Below are 17687 nucleotides of genomic sequence, written 5' to 3' on the forward strand. Positions count from 1 at the left end.
TGACCGTCGCCGGGGTGCTCGCCGCGCCCCTCACCGAGGCCGGCCGGATCGCGGAGCTACGCCAGAACTTCCGCGCCGCCCGGCGGGTCCTGGCGCCGCTCGTCGGTCCGCTGGTCGGCACCCCGCTCGGAGCCGGCACCCCCCTCGCCGCCGGTGGCCCGGCGGATCGCTGCGCCCCCGCCGACGGCCGGGTCGTGGTGGCGGGCCTGCTGAGCGCCGGGCCCGGGGACCGGGTGCGGCTCACCGGTCACGGGGCCGGCGCGGTCCTGCGCGACCTCGCCTCGCCGTGCGGCGAGCGGCGGGTGGTCGTGGACGGCTGGGACCTGGCCGCCGCGGCACCGGCGCGGCGCCGCGAGCTCGTCGGCCTGGCCGCGACCGGGCAGGCCGTCGAGCGCGGCACGCTCGCGCGGGTCGTGCGCTACCGGCGCCCCGACCTCGACCCCGCGGACGCCACCGCCGCCCTCCACGACGTCGGCCTCGGCCCCGTCCTCGCGACCCTCGAGCGCGCCGAGCGCACCGAGCTGCGCCGCGGCGGGGAGCCTCTGGCCGCCGCCGACCGGGCGCGGCTGGCGCTCGCGCGGGCGGCGTACGGCGGGCCGCCGCTGCTGCTGCTCGACCGCCTGGACGCGGACCTCGACCCCGACGGGCGCGAGGTCCTGCGCCGGGTGGTCGCCGACCACCCGGGGGTCGTGGTGTTCACCTCCGACGCACCGGCCGGGGTCGCGCCGGACCACCGCGACGTCACCGTGGCCTGAGCCTCCCGGCCGACGCCGGCGACACGACCCGACCCGGCCCGGCCCGACCCGGCCTCAGGCGTCGACGACGTCCTGCGGGGTGACCTCGCCGGGCAGCTGGCCGGTCGCGAGGAGCTGCTCGGCGACACGCCGGAGCTTGGTGTTGGTCGTGGCGGAGACCCGCTGGAGCAGCGCGAACGCCTGATGCGGCAGCAGCCCGTGCCGCTCCACGAGGACCCCCTGGGCCATCCCGATCACGTGGCGGGAGGTGACCGCCGTCTCGAGGCCGCTGATGAGGTGGGCCGCCTGGAGCGCCATCGCCGCGTGGGTCGCGAAGAGGATCGCGTGGTCGAGCGCGTCGTGGTCCTCGAACTGGCCGGTGTCGCGGCTGTAGAGGTTCAGCGACGCTGCGGGCTCTCGCCCCCCGACCAGCGGCAGGCCGAGCAGCGAGCCGAAGCCCAGCTCCGCCGCCTTCGGCCCCCACCGGGGCCAGCGCGCGTCGTGGGCCAGGTCCGGGCTGTGGAACCACTCGCCCGCCTCGACCGCGTCGACGCAGGGGCCCTCGCGCAGCTCGTGCTGGGCGGCGTCGGCCTTCTCGACGGCGGGCGCGCTCGCCCCCAGCGAGGTGTAGCGCCCGTGCCGCACCCGCAGCGTGATGCTCGCCCCGTGCACACCGGGCAGCGTCGTGGCGGCCAGCCCGATGATCGTCGCGGCGGTGTCGCCGTCCTCGCCCGAGCTGGGCTGCATCTTCCTCGCCAGCGCGGCGAAGGACTCGGCGTCGTGGTCCATGTGGTCTCGGATCTCCCTCGTGCGCGGCCGTGGCTCTCCCATCCCCGGCCCCGGGACAAGGTACTGCCTGCCCCGCCGGTCGGCTCAGCCCGACTCCGCTCGACCGTCTCGCACCGCCGCGCGAGACGAGGCGCCCGATCGCGGATAGGACGGCGACGAGGTGGTACCGAGCCTCAGGTCGGTGTCCCACGCCGCGCGGCTCCGGTCCGACCAGGCCCCCAGCGCTTCAGACCCATGTGGCCTGGGGGCCGTCGCCGCGATGTTAGTTCTCCGCAGGACAGGGGTACGGTCGGAGCAGTCACCTCGCTGCAGCCAACCGGTGGGGACCACGCACGTACTTTTCGCGGAGGTCCACCCATGTCCACCGACACCACGGCGCTCTCGACCTCGAGGACCCTCGCACTGGCCACGAGCCGCGCGCGCTCCCTGAGCCACGACGAGCGCCAGAGGCTCACCCAGCAGCTTCTCGGCGAGGCCCACGCGGCCCCGTCCGGCCCTGCCCGCGACGACCTGCTCGCGGCCGTGATCGAGCTGAACCACCGCGTCGCGCTCGCCGTCGCCCGCCGCTACGCCAACCGCGGCGTCCCGCTCGAGGACCTGCAGCAGGCCGCCTCCGAGGGGCTCGTCAAGGCCGTCCTCCGCTACGACGACACCCGCGAGCAGGACCTGCTCAGCTACGCCGTCCCGACCATCCGCGGCGAGGTGCTGCGCCACTTCCGCGACCACAGCTGGAGCGTGCGCCCGCCCCGGCGCGTCCAGGAGCTCCAGCAGCTGCTGCGCCGCACCCGCGACGACCTGTACGCCGCGTCCGGCCTCGAGCCGACCGACCTCGAGGTCCGTCAGCGGGCCGGCGTCACGGAGTCCGACCAGACGGAGGCCGCGACGGCGTCGGGGTGCTTCCAGCCGACCTCGCTGGACCAGCCGACGGAGCCGGGATCGGGCGTCTCCCTGGGCGACCTGATCCCGCTCGACGCCGACGAGCTCGGCGCCGCCGAGGCCCGCGCGATGCTGTCGCGGCTGCTGCCGACGCTCGGCACCCGCGAGCAGCGCGTGATCTACCTCCGCTTCTTCGAGGAGCGCACGCAGGGCGAGATCGGACGCGAGTTCGGCGTCACGCAGGCCACGGTGTCGCGGTGGCTGCGCGAGACCCTCGACGCACTGCGCCGCCGGCTCGAGCCCGTCGCCGCGGCCTGAGCCGTCGGCGCCGGCGCGCCTCAGAACACCGGCTTGCCGCCGGTGACGCCGAGCACCGTGCCGGAGACGTACGACGCGTCGGCGTCGCTGGCGAGGAACACGAACGCCGGCGCCACCTCGGCGGGCTGACCGGCCCGACCGAGGGGTGTGTCGGCGCCGAGGTCGGCGACCTTCCCGGGGTGCTGGGTCGCCGGCTGCAGCGGGGTCCAGATCGGGCCCGGCGCGACGGCGTTGACGCGGATCCCCTCCGGCCCGAGCTGCTGGGCGAGGTTGACCGTGAGGTTGTTCAGCGCCGCCTTCGTCGCGGCGTAGTCCAGCAGCGAGGTCGACGGCTCGTAGGCCTGGATCGAGGTGTTGAACAGGATGCTGCCGCGGGCCCGGGCGAGGTGGGGCTGCGCGGCCCGCACCAGCCAGAGGCCGGCGTAGACGTTGGTGGCGAAGGTCCGCTCGATCCGCTCGTCGGTCAGGGCGGTGACGTGGCCGTCGCGGGCCCACTGGTAGCCGGCGTTGCTGACCAGCACGTCGAGCGCCCCGAGCTCGCCGACGACCTGCGCGACGACCTCCGCGCAGCGCGCGGAGGTGCGCAGGTCGGCCTCGACCACGAGCACCCGCCGGCCCGCGTCGGTGACGAGCGCGGCGGTCGTGCGGGCGTCGTCCACCTCCTCGGGCAGGTGCGTGATCGCCACGTCGGCGCCCTCACGGGCGTACGCGATCGCCACCGCGCGCCCGATGCCGGAGTCGCCGCCCGTGACCAGCGCGACCTTGCCGGCCAGCCGGCCGTGCCCGACGTACGACGTCTCGCCGTGGTCGGGCTCGGGGTCCATCGCCCCGGTGCTCCCGGGGGGCTGCTGGGTCTGCTCGCCGAACTGCGTCCCGTCGTCGCTCATGGCCGCCCGTACCCGGGCCCGTGCGGCCGATCCGGCCGGGCCCGCGACCCGCTGCGCGCGCTCAGCCGGCCGTACGACGCTCGGCGACGAAGGCGAGGCGGCGCAGGGTCTCGGTGTTGCGCCAGACCACGGCGGGCCGACGCAGGATCCGCGGCACCAGCAGCGCCGGGCCACTGACGACGTCCTCGGCGAGCTCGACGTCGCAGACCGCGCCGTCGCCCGGTCCCGACGCCGTCGCGGGGCTCAGCCGGAACTCCACCTCCGCCTCCCCGCCGGGGCGCCCCGAGGCGACGAGACGCAGCCGCAGCCCGGGCTCGCAGGCCGTCACGGTGGTCGTGTCGTCGACTACGGCCGGCCACGCGCCGAACGAGTGGTGGACCTCCGAGCCCACCCCCGGCCAGTCGTCGTCGACCTCCCGCATCCGCGAGGCCCCCACCACGAACAGCGGGTAGAGCCAGCCGTCCGCGAGCGTGGCCCAGACGTCGTCGGCGGAGCAGGACAGGCGACGGCGGACGGTCGGGGCGGAGGAGGTCATGGACCCGCGTGCCCGCCCACGGTCCGTGCATACGGCCACCACCTCCGGGCACCGGTCGTCATGGTCACCCCCACCACCGCCCACCCCGCGCCCACCGGGACCGCCTCATGAGGGCCGTCACCTGGCAGGGCCGCCAGGACGTCCAGGTCACCGACGTCCCCGACGCCGCGATCGAGCAGCCCACCGACGCCGTCGTCCGCATCACCTCCACCGCCCTCTGCGGCTCCGACCTGCACCTGTACGACCCGCTCGCGCCATTCATGACCCCCGGCGACGTCATCGGCCACGAGCCGATGGGTGTCGTCGAGGCCGTCGGCGCCGAGGTCTCGGACCTCGCGGTCGGCGACCGCGTCGTCGTCCCGTTCAACATCAGCTGCGGCACCTGCTGGATGTGCTCGCGCGGCCTGCACAGCCAGTGCGAGACGACCCAGAACCGCGACCAGGGCACCGGCGCCAGCCTCTTCGGCTTCAGCTCGCTGTACGGCGCCGTGCCGGGCGGCCAGGCCGAGGCGCTGCGCGTCCCGTTCGCCGACACCCTCCCGATCCGCGTGCCGGACGGCCCGCCCGACGAGCGCTTCCTCTTCCTCTCCGACGTGCTGCCCACCGCGTGGCAGGGCGTCCAGTACGCCGACGTGCCCGAGGGCGGCACCCTGCTCGTCATGGGCGCCGGCCCGATCGGCGACATGGCCGCGCGGATCGCGCTGACCCGCGGCCTGCGCGTCATCGTCGTCGACCTGGTGCCCGAGCGCCTGGCGCGGGTCCGCGCCCGCGGCGCGGAGACGATCGACCTCACCGAGGTCGACGCCGACGACCTGGGCGACGTCGTCCGGGGGATGACCGACGGCCGCGGCGCCGACGCCGTGCACGAGGCCGTCGGCCTCGAGGCGCACGGCTCGCCGCCCGCCGAGCTCGCGCAGAAGGCCGTGGGCCTGCTGCCCAAGCGGCTGCAGCAGTCCGTCATGCGCCACGTCTCGCTCGACCGGATGGCCGCGCTCTACCAGTCGATCGACTGCGTGCGCCGCGGCGGCACGATCTCGGTCTCCGGCGTGTACGGCGGGGCCGCCGACCCGATGCCGATGCTCCAGCTGTTCGACAAGCAGGTGCAGCTGCGCATGGGCCAGGCCAACGTCCGCCGCTGGAGCGACGACATCCTCGGCGTCCTGACCCAGGACGAGGACGTCCTCGGCGTCGAGTCCTTCGCGACCCACCGCCTCCCGCTCGAGGAGGCGCCCGCGGCGTACCGGACCTTCCGCGACAAGGAGGACGGCATGGTCAAGGCCGTCTTCCGCCCCTGAGGGGACCGGACCCCCCGGGCCCCCCCCGCACCACCCCGCACCACCCCCACCCATCCGAACCACCCCGCGCCGGCCGGCTCACGCAGACCGGCCGGCGCGAGGTCCCCCACGAGGAGAGCGGTGCCCCACGTCCCCACCATCGCCCGGCCCGAGACGATCGAGCTGGTGTCGGTGCCCGCCGCACACCCCTACGTGCGCCACGTCCTGCCGGCCGACGGGGCCCGCCCGGTCGTCCGGGTCCGCCCGGACCCGGACCCCGACGACCCCTCCCGGCCGGCCCGCGGCCGCTGGTGGCCGCCGGTCGCGCTCGACGCCGCATGGGTCCGCGACCAGACCGGCGAGGACGACTTCGACCTGTTCCACCTCCACTTCGGCTACGACGCCGCGCACCCGGAGGAGCTGACCGACCTCGCCGACGCCCTGGAGGGCACCGCCCGTCCGCTCGTGCTGACGCTGCACGACCTGCGCAACCCCCACCACGAGGACCCCGACCTGCTCGGCGCCCAGCTCGACGTGCTGGTGCCGCGGGCCACGGCGCTGCTGACCCTCACCGAGGGTGCGGCCGACGAGGTCGAGCGCCGGTGGGGCCGCCGTCCGCTCGTCGTGCCCCACCCCCACGTCGTGACGCTCGACACGATGGCCGCCGTGCGCGCGACGCGTCGCGAGCGCACCGCCGCCGGCACCGCCGGGCCGCCGGTCGTCGGGCTCGCGGTGAAGGAGCTGCGCCGCAACGTCGAGCCGCTGCGCCTGCTCGAGCCGCTGCTCGCCGCGCTGCGGGACCGCGAGGACGGCGCCCGCCTGCGGGTCACCGTGCAGCGCGACGTCCGCGACCGCGACGACGAGCGCGTCCGCGAGGTCGTCGCCCGCCTCGACGCGCTCGCCGCCGAGGAGACCGGGCTCGTCGACGTCGTCTGGCACGAGCACTGGAGCGACGACGAGCTCACCGCCGAGCTCGCGGCGCTGACGGTCTCCGTGCTCCCCTACCGCTTCGGCACCCACTCCGGCTGGCTGGAGGCCTGCCACGACGTCGGCACCCGCGTGCTCGCGCCGTCGCTGGGCCACTACGCCGACCAGGGCGCCGACGCCGTCTTCACCGCCGGCGAGGACACCCTCGACGCCGCGTCGCTGGTCGCGGCCCTGCAACGGCTGCTCGACGACGCCGCCGCCCCCGGCGCGGACCTGGTCGGCCTGGAGGCCGACGACCGGCGCCGCCAGCAGGTGCGGATCGGGGCCACCACCCGCCGAGTCTACGTCGAGGCCCTCGAGGCCGCCGGGGGCCGGTCATGAGACCCCTGCGCATCTGCGTGATCGCGTCCAGCCGCTTCCCCATCGCCGAGCCCTTCGCCGGTGGGCTCGAGGCCCACACCGCGGCGCTGGTGACCGAGCTGCGACGACGCGGCCACCACATCGACCTGTTCGCGGCGCCCGGCTCCAGCCCCGAGCTCGGCGCGCACACGCTGCCCGTCGCACCGTTCTCCTCCTCCCCGACGGCCCGCGCGGACCTCGCCGCGCCGCCCGAGACCTGGATGGCCGAGCATCACGCCTACCTGGACCTGATGCTGTCGCTGCAGCACGACAGCCGCGTCGGCCCCGCCGGGGGCTCCCGGCGCTACGACCTGGTCCACAACAACTCGCTGCACCACCTGCCGATCGCGATGTCCGCGGCGCTGGACGTGCCCGTCGTCACCACGCTGCACACCCCGCCGGTGCCGTGGCTGGAGTCCGCGGTCGCGCTGGCCCGCGACAACTGCCGCTTCATCGCCGTCAGCGAGGCGACCGCCGCCCAGTGGCGGCCCGTGGTCGACGCCCGCGTCGTGCACAACGGCGTCGACCCCGCGCGCTGGCCCGTCGGCCCCGGCGGACCGCGGGCGGTCTGGTCGGGCCGGCTCGTGCCCGAGAAGGCCCCCCACCAGGCGCTGCTCGCCGCCCGCCGGGCGGGCATGCCGCTCGACCTCGTCGGCCCCGTCGGCGACCCGGCGTACGTCGAGGCGCTCGTGCGCCCGCTGCTCGACGACCCGGCCGGTTCCTCCACCGGTCCCGACGCCTGCTACCGCTACCTCGGCCACCTCGGGCAGCGCGAGCTCGCCCGCACCGTCGGCGGCGCGTGCGTCGCCGTGCTCACCCCGGCGTGGGAGGAGCCGTTCGGGCTGGTCGCGGTGGAGGCGCTGAGCACCGGCACGCCCGTCGCCGCGTTCGCCCGCGGCGCGCTGCCCGAGATCCTCACCCCGACCACCGGCCGCCTGGCCGTCCCCGACGACCCCGCCTCGCTGGCGACGGCGATGCGCGACGCCGCCGGGCTGGACCGCGCCGGCGTCCGCGCGGGCGCGGCGGCCTTCGGGCTGCCGGCCATGGTCGACGCCTACGAGCGGCTGTACGCCGAGGCCGTCGGCCAGATGGAGGGCGTCGCGTGATCGGGTGGTACGTCCACCACCACGGCGCCGGCCACCTGCACCGCGCCCGCGCCGTGGCCGCCGAGCTCGCCCGCCCGGCGTCCGGTCGGCCCGCCGAGCAGGTCACCGGCCTCAGCTCGCTCCCGCGGCCCCCCGGCTGGGAGGGACCCTGGGTCCGGCTCCCGCCCGACGTCGATCCCTCCTGCGACGCGCTGTCCCCCGACGACCGCACCGCCGGCGGGGTCCTGCACTGGGCCCCCCGCGGTCACGAGGGGCTGCGGCACCGGACGGCGAAGGTCTCCGCCTGGCTCGACCGCGCCCGCCCCCGGGCCGTCGTCGTCGACGTCTCGCAGGAGGTCGCCCTGCTCTGCCGGCTGCACGGCGTCCCCGTGGTCTCCGTCGTGCTGCCCGGCCGCCGCGCCGACGGCCCGCACCGGCTGGGCCTGCGCTGCTCCGAGGTGCTCGTCGGCTGCTGGCCCGCGGACGACGCCACCACCCGGGCGCTGCTGCCCGGGATGCCCGAGGACCTGACCGGCCGGGTCCGCGCCGTCGGCGCCCTGTCGCGGTTCGCCCCCGCTCCGGAGCCCGCACCCGCACCCGCACCCGGCACCGGGAGGCACCGCCGCCGGCTCGTGCTCCTCGGCGGGCGTGGCGGCGACGCGTGGACCCCGGCGCAGGCCGCCGCGCTCACCGACGCCGCCCGCGACGCCGGCTGGGACGTCGTCGTGCTCGGCCCCGGCGGGACGTGGCGCGACGAGGTCTGGGACTGCCTGCGCAGCGCCGACGTGGTCGTCGCCGCCGCCGGCCAGAACGCGGTGGCCGAGGTCGCCGCCGCCCGGGTCCCCGCCGTCCTCGTGGCCGCCGGCCGGCCCTTCGACGAGCAGGCGGTCGCCGCCCGGCACCTCGCCGACGGCCCGTGGCCCGCGGCCTCGCTGCCGACCCTCGAGGACGACGACTGGGCGGGGCTGCTCGACCGCGTGGAGGCCCTCGACGGCGAGGCCTGGTCGTCGTGGTGCGACGGCGGGGCGGCCGGACGGTTCGCGGACGTGCTGGCCGGGGTGCCCGCGTGAGCGCCCCGCGGGTCGCCGTCGTCACCGTCGCCCACGGCCGCCACGCCCACCTCACGGAGCAGCAGCGCTCGCTCTCCACCGTCGCGGGCCCCGCCGGGACACCCGCCCACGACCGGGTGGTGGTCGCGATGGGCGACCCCCGGATCCCCGCGGTGGTGGGTCGCGACGACGTCGTCGACCTGCCGCTGCCCGCGGACGGCCGGCTCCCGCTCGCCGCGGCGAGGAACCTGGGGGCCGCCGAGGCCCTGCGCCGCGGGGCCGAGGTGCTGGTGTTCCTCGACGTCGACTGCCTGGCGGGGCCGGGCACGGTCGCCGCCTACGCCGCGGCGGTCGCCGACGAGCCCGACGTGGTGTGGTGCGGGCCGGTGACCTACCTGTCCCCCGACGACCGCCCGTACCCGCTGGAGCGGCTCGCGGAGCTCGACGACCCGCACCCGGCGCGACCCGCACCCGCACCCGGGGCCCGCGAGCGCGGCGGTGACTGGGCGCTGTTCTGGTCGCTGTCGTTCGCGCTGTCGGCCGACGCGTGGCGGCGCACCGGCGGGTTCGACGAGGCCTACACCGGCTACGGCGCCGAGGACACCGACCTGGGCCAGCGCGCCCGGGCCGCCGGCCTGGGGCTCGGCTGGCTCGGCGACGCCCCGGCGTACCACCAGCACCACCCGACGTCCGACCCGCCGGTGCAGCACGCCGCGGACATCGTGCGCAACGGCCGGCTGTTCGCCGCGCGGTGGGGCTGGTGGCCGATGGGAGGCTGGCTCGAGCAGCTCGCCGCGCGGGGCCTCGTGGTCCGCGAGGACGACGGCTGGCGGCTGGTCCCGTGACCCCGCCGGTCCACGTGCTCGTCGCCGGCACCGAGCGGCACGGCGTCACCCTCCTCGCCGGGCAGGTCGCCCGCGCCGCCGGTGCGGCCACCACCACCCATCTCGACCTGCCGGCCCCCGGCACACCGGTCCACGTCCACTTCACCGACCGGCTCTACGGCGGCACCCCCGAGGCCGCCGCCGCGGCCCTGGTCCGGCTCGCCGCGCGCCACCCCACGACGGTGACGCTGCACGACGTGCCGCAGCCCTCCGACGGCGAGTGGTTCGCCCGGCGCCGCGACTCCTACGCCGCCGTGCTCGCGGCTGCGCGGGGATGGGTGACCAGCTCGGAGACCGAGCGGGCCACCGTCGCCGCGCACTGCGCGCCGCGCACCGTCGGCGGCGTGGTGCCGCTGCCGATCGTGCCGGCGCCGCCGGCCCCCGTCGACGGTCCGCGCGAGCGCAGCGTCGCCGTCTTCGGGTGGGTCTACCCCGGCAAGGGCCACGTCGAGGCGCTCGAGGCCGCGGCCCTGCTCGGTGACACCCCCGAGCAGCGCCCCGCCGTGCGGGCGCTCGGGTCGGTCGCCGCGGGCCACGACGACCTCCTCGCCGAGCTGGCCGCCCGCGCCGACGGGCTCGGGGTCCGGTTCTCGACCACCGGGTGGCTCGACGACGTCGAGGCCGCCCGGCGGATGCTCGTCGCCGGCGTCGGCCTCGTCGCCCACGCCAACCTCTCGGCGTCCGGCTCCCTCAACAGCTGGGTCGCGCTGGGGCGCCGACCGCTCGTGCGGGCCGGTGACTACACCCGCGAGATGGCGCGGCTGCGTCCCGGCACCCTCGACCTGTACGACGCCGACGACGGCGTCGCGTCGCTCGCCGCCCGGGTCGCGGCCCGGCTGGACGGACCGCCCGACGTCCTCGGCCCCCCGCCGCGACCCCACCTCGACGACACCGCCGCGGCCTACCGCGCCTGGTGGGAGGCCCAGACCGGCCAGGACGACAGGGACGACCGGGACGACCGCCCCGCCCCGGGGTCGGCTCCGTGAGCGCACCCCGCGTCTCGGTCGTGGTGACCCACTACGAGCAGCCCGTCGAGCTGGCCCGCACCCTGGCCGCGCTCGCCCGCCAGGACCGGCGGCCCCACGAGGTCGTCGTCAGCGACGACGGGTCCGCGACCCCACCCGTCGTGCCCCCCGGCGTCCGGGTCGTGACCCAGCCCGACGAGGGCTTCCGCGCGGCCGCCGCGCGCAACCACGGGGCGGCCGCCGCTACCGGGGACGTGCTGGCGTTCCTCGACGCCGACACCGCGCCCGAGCCGTCCTACCTGCGCCGGCTCGTCGCCCCCCTCGCGGCCCACCCCTCGCCGGAGCCCGACCTCCTCGTCGTGGGCCGGCGCCGCCACACGCGGTTCGCCGCTCCCCCGGACCCGGCCGACCCGCTCGCCGGGGCGGCCGCCGGCGAGCTGCCCGGGCCCGCCTGGCTGCACGACGGCTGGCGGGCCACCGACGACCTCCGCGCCGCCGACGAGACCTCGTTCCGCTTCGTCATCTCGGCCACCCTCGCCTGCACGGCCGACTGGTTCGCCCGCGTCGGTGGGTTCGACGAGTCCTTCGTCGGCTACGGCGGCGAGGACTGGGACCTCGCGCACCGCTGGTGGACCGCCGGCGGTCGCCTGCGCCACGTCCCCGGGGCGGTCGCCTGGCACGACGGCCCCGACGCCGGAGACGCCGAGCGGCGCGACACGGCGACCGACGAGGAGCGGGCCGCCGGCACCCTCGCGTCGGCCCGACGCGTCCACGCCTGGCCTCTCGCCCTGCGCGGGCTGCGCGCCGGGCCCGCCCGGGTGGTCCTGACCCACGACCCCGGGCTGGGCGTGCGCGAGCTGGTGGTGGCCGTCGACGGGTTCCTGGCGGGCTGCCCGCAGGCCGTCGTGGTCAGCGACGCGGCCCCGTGGCGCGAGCTGCGCGACCCCCGGGTCCGACCGGCCGGCGGGCCCGAGGCCACCCGCGCGCTGCTCGGGGTCCACCTGCACGAGGGGGTGGTCGCCGAGCCCGAGGACTGGGCCGCCCTGGTGGCCGCCGGCGCGGGCGGCGACGTGCGCCGTCACGTGCGGACCGAGGAGCACGGCCCCGGGCGACCGAACGGTCACCTGCTCACCGTGACCGACCTGCGCCGTGAGCGACGGGTCGCGCTCGGGCTGGAGCCGTCCACGACGCACACGGCCCGGGCCCCAGGCCTGCGCCGCGCGGGCGCCGTACCGCTCGACGCGTGGCTGGGCGGCTGGTGGGACCGCTGAGCGACCGGGCCGGCGGTGACGATTCGGTCCGGCGGTGCCGCCGGGTCAGGATCGTGCCGTGCACGTGATCATCGCCGGGGGCGGCATCGGCGGTCTGGCGCTCGCGCGCGGCCTGCGGCGCGCGGACGTCGAGGTCACCGTGCTCGAGCGCGACACCGACCTGCGCCGCACCGGCGGCTACAGCCTGCACCTGCAGGCCGAGGCCCTCGACGGCCTGCGCGAGCTCCTCGCGCCGGAGGCCGTCGAGCAGCTGTACGCCGTGTCGCAGGGCGCGTGGAACCAGCGCGGCTTCGCGATCCGCGACCACCGCGGCCGCCTGATCGCCGTCGACCGCTCGGTGAGCGCCGAGGACAGCCTCGACGTGGACCGGGTCACCCTGCGCCTGCTGCTGGCCGACACCCTCGACGACGCCCTGCGCCGCGGCGCGCGCGTGACCGGCTACGAGCGCGAGGACGGCGGGGACACGGGCACGGGGCGGGGTGGCGGCCGCGTGGCGGCCCTCCTCGACGACGGCTCGCGGGTCGTCGGCGACGTGCTGGTCGCCGCCGACGGGGTCGGCTCGGCGATCGCGACCCGGCTCGCGGGCGGGCCGACGTCGGCGCCGATCGGGCTGGTCGGACTCGCGGGTCGCACCCCCGAGGGCGCCGTCGCGCCGGCGGGTCGCGCGATGCTCGGCAACCGCTCCACGCTGGCCGTCGGTCCCGGCGGCTCGGGCCTGTACGTCGGGCACCACGCGCCGCTGGACCAGGCGGCGGTGCGCTCGTTCACCGGCCCCCCGCCGCTCGGGGTGGAGCCGTCGTACGTGTGGGGCGTGATCCTGCTCGACTGGGCCGGCACGGCCGCGCTGCGCTCGGTGCGGGGCGCGGACCTCGTGGCGGCGGCGGAGGACGAGCTCGCCCGGCGGCACTGGGGCGGGGAGCTGCTCGACGTCGTGCGCCGCGCGGACCCGGGGACCACCTCGTCGTTCCGGTTCCACGCCGCGCCGCGCTATGCGGCCGGTCTCGCGGTGTGGCCGGCGGGCGAGGTCACCGCCCTGGGCGACGCCGTGCACGCCATGCCGCCGACCGGGGGCCGGGGCGCGAGCACCGCCATCCAGGACGCGCACGTGCTGCACCGCGAGCTCCTCGCGGCGCGGGACGGGCACAAGACGGTGCCGATGGCGGTGCACGACTACCAGCGCGCGATGCGCCCCTACGCCGCCGCCGCGGTCGCCGAGTCGCTGCAGCCCGTCGGGTGGATCCGGGCCAGCGCCAAGCCGCTCGGCGCCGCCGTCGCGCGGGCGGGGCTGCCCGCCGCCGCGGCCGTGGCGTGGGCGGTCAGGTCGGCGCGCCACCGGCAGGGCGGGTGAGGGCCGGGTAGTCCGGCACCTCCCAGGCGGGACCGTCGTCGCCACCGGGCAGCAGTCCGGCCAGCCGTCGCGCGGGCCGCGAGCCCGCGACCCGCAACGCGGTGCGCGCCGCGGCGACCGCGACCCGGGAGCGCGGGTAGGCCAGCCGGGGCACCCCCGGCGGCAGGTCCTGCACGTCCTCGACGACCGGACGCATCACGCGCTCGTAGGCCACGAGCCCCTCCGCGACGGTGCCGCCGGCGGCCAGCGCGGCCTCGACCTCGCCCACGAGCACCTGCGCGCCCGCGATCGCGAGGCTCGTGCCCTGGCCGGCGAGCGGCGTGACCGCCCAGGCGGCGTCCCCGAGCAGCGCGACGGCGCCCGAGGTCCAGCGGGCGGCACGCACCTGCGCGAGGTGCTCGACGTACAGCTCGGGGTCGGCGGCGAGGCCGGCGAGCACCCGCTCCGACTCCCAGCCCGCTCCGGTGAAGCGCCGCCGCAGGAGGTCGAGCCTCCCGTCGTCGTCGAGGTCGGCCAGGCGCAGTCCGGCCGGCCCGTCCGGGTCCGCGGCGAAGGCGAGCGCCGCGCGGGTCGTGCCCTCCCCGTCCGGGCGCAGGGTCACGTTGCGCCCGCCGGGCGCGACGTACCAGCGCCACCAGCGGTCGTCGTCCGCGGCGGGCGGGACGGTGCCGTAGGCGATGGTCACCCCGAGCGGCCGCAGCCGGGCGTCGGTGCCGGGCACCAGGTCCCGGGTGCGCGAGCGTCCGCCGTCGGCCGCGACGACGAGGTCGTACGTCGCGCGGTCGCCGCTCGCGAAGGTGACCTCGACACCCTCGTGGTCCCGACCGGCGGGCCGCTGGTCGAGGGCGGCGATCGTGTCGCCCCAGCGCCAGCGCACGCCGTCACCGCAGGCGCCGACGAGCAGCTGGGCGAGCCGGCCCCGCAGCACCTCGGCCTCCGCCGTCGCACCGCCGCTGTCGCCCTCGCCGGCGGGGAACTCGGCGAGCGACCGACCGGCTCCGTCGACGAAGCGGATGCCGGCCTCGCCCGTGCCGGCCGCGAGCAGCCGGTCCTCGAGGCCCATCGCCCGCACGACCCCTCGGGCGGCCCCGCGCACGTCGACGTTCTGGCCCCCCGTGCGCAGCTGCGACGCCCGCTCGACGACCTCGACCCGCCACCCGGCACGCTCGAGCCACCAGGCGAGGGCGGGTCCGGCGACACTGGCGCCGCTGACCAGCGCGCGACGAGATATCTTCATGATGAAGATGTTAGACAGTGGAGGGAAACCGGGTGCAGGACGAGCAGGGCGGACCGCTGGGCGCGGAGGCCACGCGGCTGATGCTGGGGCTGCGCGCGTACGCCGCGGACTACACCGAGCTGACCCGCCACCTCGCGGACTGGCTCGGGGTCCACGCGGGCGACGCGGCGGCGCTCGCGGAGATCCTGTGGGCCGAGGACCGTGACGACCCGTTGACGCCCGCCCGCCTGGCGCGGCGCGTGCACCTGAGCTCGGGGGCGACGAGCGCGCTGCTGAACCGTCTGGAGCGGGCCGGACTGCTGGTGCGCACACGCGAGGCGAGCGACCGCCGCGTGGTCACGCTGCGCAGCGCTCCCGCGGTCGCGGTCGAGGCGCGGGCCTTCTTCGCCCCGCTGGGCCGTCACGTCGGCGCCGCCCTGGGCGCCCACCCCGCGGCGGAGGTCGCCGCCGCCGCCGACCTCCTCGAGGCCGTCCACCGCGCCATGGCCGACGCGGCCGCCGAGGTCGCCGCCCTGCCGCCGCGGGGTCGCGCGGACTGACGAGTCAGGACGGGACCGACGACCCCTGGCCCGGAGGCGGCACGTCGACCATCATGGGCTCGTGACCGGGGCCGAGGACGTGGGCGCAGCGGCCGCGCTGGGCGCGCTCGCGCTGCTGTACCTGCTCGTCGGGGCGCTGACCGCCCGCGGCCAGGCCCGGCGGACCCCCGGTCGACGGGGCCCCCTCGCGGTCGCGCTGCTGCTGTGGCCCGCGGCCTGGGTCGCCTGGTACGTCGCGGACGACGCGACCCGGGCCGTGCCGGTCGACGGGTCGTCCGACGACCCCTCAGCCGCGGACGGCGGCACGGTCCGGGAGGGGCCGGGGTACGCGGACCACCGCTGACGCCACCGGCGCCCCGCACAGGGCCGCGACCACCGCGACCACGGCGGCGCCGGCGAACACCCCCCGCCAGCCCCACGGACCGGCCGACGCGCCGGCCACCGTGGAGCCGAGCGCCTGCCCGACGACCAGGAGGACGAACAGCACCGAGGTCCCCCAGGCGGCCCGCGACGGCAGGACGTGGCCCGCCCAGGCGATCAGCGCCGAGGTCGCCGCGACGAAGGACCAGCCGAAGACCACGAACGCGACGTACGCCGAGGCCACGACACCGGGCGCCAGCGCGAGCAGCGCGAGGGCCCCCGCGACCCCCGCGGCCGTCACCAGCCAGGCGCGGGCGGGCGGCAGGGCGCCGAGCCGGCCGGCAGTGAGCACCGTCGCCGTGCCACCGACGCCGAGCAGCACCCAGGCGACGACGGATGCCGTCGGGCCGGCGCCGGCGTCCACGACGAGGGTGCGGCCGAAGGTCCAGACCGCCGCCGACGCCGCCCCGAGCAGGAGTGCGCCCGTCGCCGGGCGCGCGAGCCGGCGGGCGCGGACGCCCATCCGCGGAGCACCGGCCGCGGGTCCGACCTCCCGCGACGGGAGCGACCGCGACCGGTCGACGAGGAGCACGAGGACGCCCGCCGTCGCGGTGAGGACGCCGCCCAGCGTCAGGGCGAGCCGCCAGTCCGGCAGGAGCACGAGCGCCAGGACGCCCACCGCGACCAGCCCGGGACCGGTGCCCGCGTTGACGACCGCCTGCGCCCGCTCGGGCCGGCGGAGCCCGGGCGCCCGCTCGAGGAGGGCGACCATCCCCGGCGAGGCCAGGCCCGCCCCGGCGGAGGCGAGGACCGCGGCGGGGACGAAGAGGCCCACGCCCGGCGACGCCGCCATCACGAGCGAGCCGACCGCGGCCGTGGCGAGCGCACCCAGGACGACGAGCCGCGGACGCCGGTGGGCGCCGAGGCCGAGCAGCGCGCCGGCGCAGTAGGCGACCGACGCGCCCGACGAGGTCCAGCCCGCCAGCCGGGGGGCGAGGCCGAGGTCCGCGGCCACGTCCGGCAGGAAGAGCCCGTAGGCGAGGCGCACGAGGCCGTAGGTGCCGGCGACGAGGGACGTCCCGGCGACGACGAGCAAGGAGGTCCGCGTGGCATCGAACGATAACGGTCGTTTCACATCTGCGAGTCTAGGCTGAGGAGGTGGCCACCCGCGAGCGCACCCGCACCAAGCTGCTCGACGCCGCCGACCACCTGCTGTTCACCCGGGGGATCGCCGCGACGCCCGTCGACGCGATCCTCGCGCGGGCCGGGGCCTCCCCCGCGACCCTCTACCGCGCCTACGGCAGCAAGGAGGCCCTGGTCGCGGCGGCGCTCGAGCGGCGGCACGCGGCGTGGCTGGAGGTGTGGGACGCGGCGGTGGCGGCGGCGCCCGACGACCGCGGACGGCTGCTGGCCGTGCTCGACGCCCTGGAGACGTTCCGGGCGCGGCCCGACGGGGCGCGGTGGTGCGCGTTCCTGGGCACCGCGGCCGAGGCGGTCGACCCGCCCGCCGAGCTCGCGACGGCGCTCGCGCGCGACACCACCTCCCTGACCGAGCGGCTGGGCGCGTTCGCGGAGCCGGTCACCGGCCGCGCCGACGTGGCCGCCGACCTCGCCGCCGACCTGCTGCTCGTGGTCACCGGTCATCTCGCGATGCACCTGCGCGACGCCGCCGACCCGGCGGCGACGCGCCGCGTGGCCGAGACCCTGGTGGACGCGCACACCGGCCGCACGGCCCGCCCCTAGCGCGTCGCGCCCGTGTCCTGCCGGTGTCCGGGCACAGGAACGCCGCCCGCACCCGCGCTGCCTTGGGGAGCAGCGGAGTGGGGCGGCGTCCTCGCCGGCCACGGGGGCAACCGGCGTCTCGCGCCGGACGGACACCTCCTCCCCCCCAGGCGAGGCGTCCGCCCGGCAGTCCGGGCTGGTCGCGCGGCGGTCTCGGCCGCGCGGCCGTGTCAGGTGTGACCGACAGCCGGTCGGCTGCGGGTCACTGGGTGTGCGTCAGTGGATGTGCGTCAGAGGGTGTGCGCCGGCCGAGGGCTCTCAGCGGAAGTCGGCGGTGCGCTGGGTGGCGTCGAAGGTGAACGTGATCGTGTTGCTCAGACCCTGGAAGTCGTTGCCCGCCGCCTGCGGCAGCACCAGCTCCGCGCGCAGGTTCGCGACCTTCGCCCCCGAGTTCAGCGCCGTCGTCGCCGCCGCCAGGTCCAGGTTCT

The 17687-nt window shown here is 77.7% G+C and carries 17 protein-coding genes and 1 pseudogene; 13 read left to right on the plus strand and 5 right to left on the minus strand.

Translation table 11 applies throughout. From position 1 onward, the window contains the following. Positions 1-755 (plus strand): annotated as a pseudogene (locus ABD158_RS17030) (hypothetical protein); the annotation flags it as partial. A gap of 54 nt (positions 756-809) precedes the next feature. On the opposite strand, the gene ABD158_RS17035 reads toward ABD158_RS17030, so the two are convergent. Beyond that, on the minus strand, positions 810-1523 hold the full coding sequence (locus tag ABD158_RS17035; protein ID WP_344008815.1) for a GAF and ANTAR domain-containing protein: 714 nt from the start codon (positions 1521-1523) through the stop codon (positions 810-812). 357 nt (positions 1524-1880) lie between these two features. Here ABD158_RS17035 and ABD158_RS17040 point away from each other — a divergent pair, with 357 nt between their 5' ends. Further along, complete coding sequence (locus tag ABD158_RS17040) at positions 1881-2717, plus strand: sigma-70 family RNA polymerase sigma factor (protein ID WP_344008816.1); 837 nt, start codon at positions 1881-1883, stop codon at positions 2715-2717. Between the two features lie 20 nt (positions 2718-2737). Here the strand turns inward: ABD158_RS17040 and ABD158_RS17045 are convergent, their stop codons facing one another. Together ABD158_RS17045 and ABD158_RS17050 are read right to left on the minus strand one after the other, a co-directional pair. Beyond that, on the minus strand, positions 2738-3604 hold the full coding sequence (locus tag ABD158_RS17045) for an SDR family oxidoreductase (protein ID WP_344008817.1): 867 nt from the start codon (positions 3602-3604) through the stop codon (positions 2738-2740). 61 nt (positions 3605-3665) lie between these two features. After that, positions 3666-4139, minus strand: coding sequence for an SRPBCC family protein (locus ABD158_RS17050; protein ID WP_344008818.1), 474 nt, complete (start codon positions 4137-4139; stop codon positions 3666-3668). 107 nt (positions 4140-4246) lie between these two features. Between ABD158_RS17050 and ABD158_RS17055 the strand changes: the two genes are divergently transcribed. The 8 genes from ABD158_RS17055 to ABD158_RS17090 all read left to right on the plus strand — a co-directional run bounded on the left by ABD158_RS17055 (position 4247) and on the right by ABD158_RS17090 (position 13341). After that, positions 4247-5434 (plus strand): zinc-dependent alcohol dehydrogenase, encoded by a 1188-nt coding sequence (locus ABD158_RS17055; RefSeq protein WP_344008819.1) that lies wholly within the window; start codon positions 4247-4249, stop codon positions 5432-5434. Positions 5435-5554: 120 nt separating this feature from the next. Continuing rightward, positions 5555-6721 (plus strand): glycosyltransferase family 1 protein, encoded by a 1167-nt coding sequence (locus tag ABD158_RS17060; protein WP_344008820.1) that lies wholly within the window; start codon positions 5555-5557, stop codon positions 6719-6721. Further along, complete coding sequence (locus ABD158_RS17065; protein ID WP_344008822.1) at positions 6718-7845, plus strand: glycosyltransferase; 1128 nt, start codon at positions 6718-6720, stop codon at positions 7843-7845. The genes ABD158_RS17060 and ABD158_RS17065 overlap by 4 nt, the downstream gene beginning before the upstream one ends. Then, on the plus strand, positions 7842-8894 hold the full coding sequence (locus ABD158_RS17070) for a hypothetical protein (protein WP_344008824.1): 1053 nt from the start codon (positions 7842-7844) through the stop codon (positions 8892-8894). Before ABD158_RS17065 ends, ABD158_RS17070 begins: the two co-directional genes overlap by 4 nt. Beyond that, a complete protein-coding gene (locus ABD158_RS17075) occupies positions 8891-9718 on the plus strand; it encodes a glycosyltransferase family 2 protein (RefSeq protein ID WP_344008825.1) in 828 nt (275 codons plus the stop codon). The genes ABD158_RS17070 and ABD158_RS17075 overlap by 4 nt, the downstream gene beginning before the upstream one ends. Then, positions 9715-10743, plus strand: coding sequence for a glycosyltransferase family protein (locus ABD158_RS17080; RefSeq protein WP_344008826.1), 1029 nt, complete (start codon positions 9715-9717; stop codon positions 10741-10743). Before ABD158_RS17075 ends, ABD158_RS17080 begins: the two co-directional genes overlap by 4 nt. Further along, positions 10740-11993, plus strand: a complete 1254-nt coding sequence (locus ABD158_RS17085; RefSeq protein ID WP_344008827.1) for a glycosyltransferase — start codon at positions 10740-10742, stop codon at positions 11991-11993. Before ABD158_RS17080 ends, ABD158_RS17085 begins: the two co-directional genes overlap by 4 nt. Positions 11994-12051: 58 nt before the next feature. Beyond that, on the plus strand, positions 12052-13341 hold the full coding sequence (locus ABD158_RS17090; RefSeq protein ID WP_344008828.1) for an FAD-dependent oxidoreductase: 1290 nt from the start codon (positions 12052-12054) through the stop codon (positions 13339-13341). Here the strand turns inward: ABD158_RS17090 and ABD158_RS17095 are convergent. Further along, positions 13310-14578 (minus strand): FAD-dependent monooxygenase, encoded by a 1269-nt coding sequence (locus tag ABD158_RS17095; RefSeq protein ID WP_344008829.1) that lies wholly within the window; start codon positions 14576-14578, stop codon positions 13310-13312. The two genes, ABD158_RS17090 and ABD158_RS17095, sit on opposite strands and share 32 nt — an antisense overlap. A gap of 32 nt (positions 14579-14610) precedes the next feature. On the opposite strand from ABD158_RS17095, the gene ABD158_RS17100 reads away from it, so the two are divergent. Continuing rightward, positions 14611-15117 carry a MarR family winged helix-turn-helix transcriptional regulator gene (locus ABD158_RS17100; protein ID WP_344008830.1) on the plus strand — a complete coding sequence of 169 codons (507 nt, stop codon included), beginning with the start codon at positions 14611-14613 and terminating at the stop codon, positions 15115-15117. A gap of 61 nt (positions 15118-15178) precedes the next feature. Continuing rightward, a complete protein-coding gene (locus ABD158_RS17105) occupies positions 15179-15460 on the plus strand; it encodes a hypothetical protein (protein ID WP_344008831.1) in 282 nt (93 codons plus the stop codon). Here ABD158_RS17105 and ABD158_RS17110 read toward each other — a convergent pair. Then, complete coding sequence (locus ABD158_RS17110) at positions 15404-16612, minus strand: MFS transporter (RefSeq protein ID WP_344008832.1); 1209 nt, start codon at positions 16610-16612, stop codon at positions 15404-15406. The two genes, ABD158_RS17105 and ABD158_RS17110, sit on opposite strands and share 57 nt — an antisense overlap. A 23-nt stretch (positions 16613-16635) precedes the next feature. Here ABD158_RS17110 and ABD158_RS17115 point away from each other — a divergent pair, with 23 nt between their 5' ends. Beyond that, positions 16636-17220, plus strand: coding sequence for a TetR/AcrR family transcriptional regulator (locus ABD158_RS17115; protein ID WP_344008833.1), 585 nt, complete (start codon positions 16636-16638; stop codon positions 17218-17220). Positions 17221-17687 lie beyond the last annotated feature (467 nt).

This window comes from Nocardioides lentus, from assembly GCF_039529515.1.
Lineage (GTDB): Bacteria > Actinomycetota > Actinomycetes > Propionibacteriales > Nocardioidaceae > Nocardioides > Nocardioides lentus.

Bases quoted from the DNA above. Each gene is read 5' to 3' on its own strand.
- ABD158_RS17055 (WP_344008819.1), top strand. From the start codon at position 4,247: ATGAGGGCCGTCACCTGGCAGGGCCGCCAGGACGTCCAGGTCACCGAC.
- ABD158_RS17045 (WP_344008817.1), bottom strand. From the start codon at position 3,604: ATGAGCGACGACGGGACGCAGTTCGGCGAGCAGACCCAGCAGCCCCCC.
- ABD158_RS17040 (WP_344008816.1), top strand. From the start codon at position 1,881: ATGTCCACCGACACCACGGCGCTCTCGACCTCGAGGACCCTCGCACTG.
- ABD158_RS17095 (WP_344008829.1), bottom strand. From the start codon at position 14,578: ATGAAGATATCTCGTCGCGCGCTGGTCAGCGGCGCCAGTGTCGCCGGA.
- ABD158_RS17050 (WP_344008818.1), bottom strand. From the start codon at position 4,139: ATGACCTCCTCCGCCCCGACCGTCCGCCGTCGCCTGTCCTGCTCCGCC.
- ABD158_RS17035 (WP_344008815.1), bottom strand. From the start codon at position 1,523: ATGGACCACGACGCCGAGTCCTTCGCCGCGCTGGCGAGGAAGATGCAG.
- ABD158_RS17065 (WP_344008822.1), top strand. From the start codon at position 6,718: ATGAGACCCCTGCGCATCTGCGTGATCGCGTCCAGCCGCTTCCCCATC.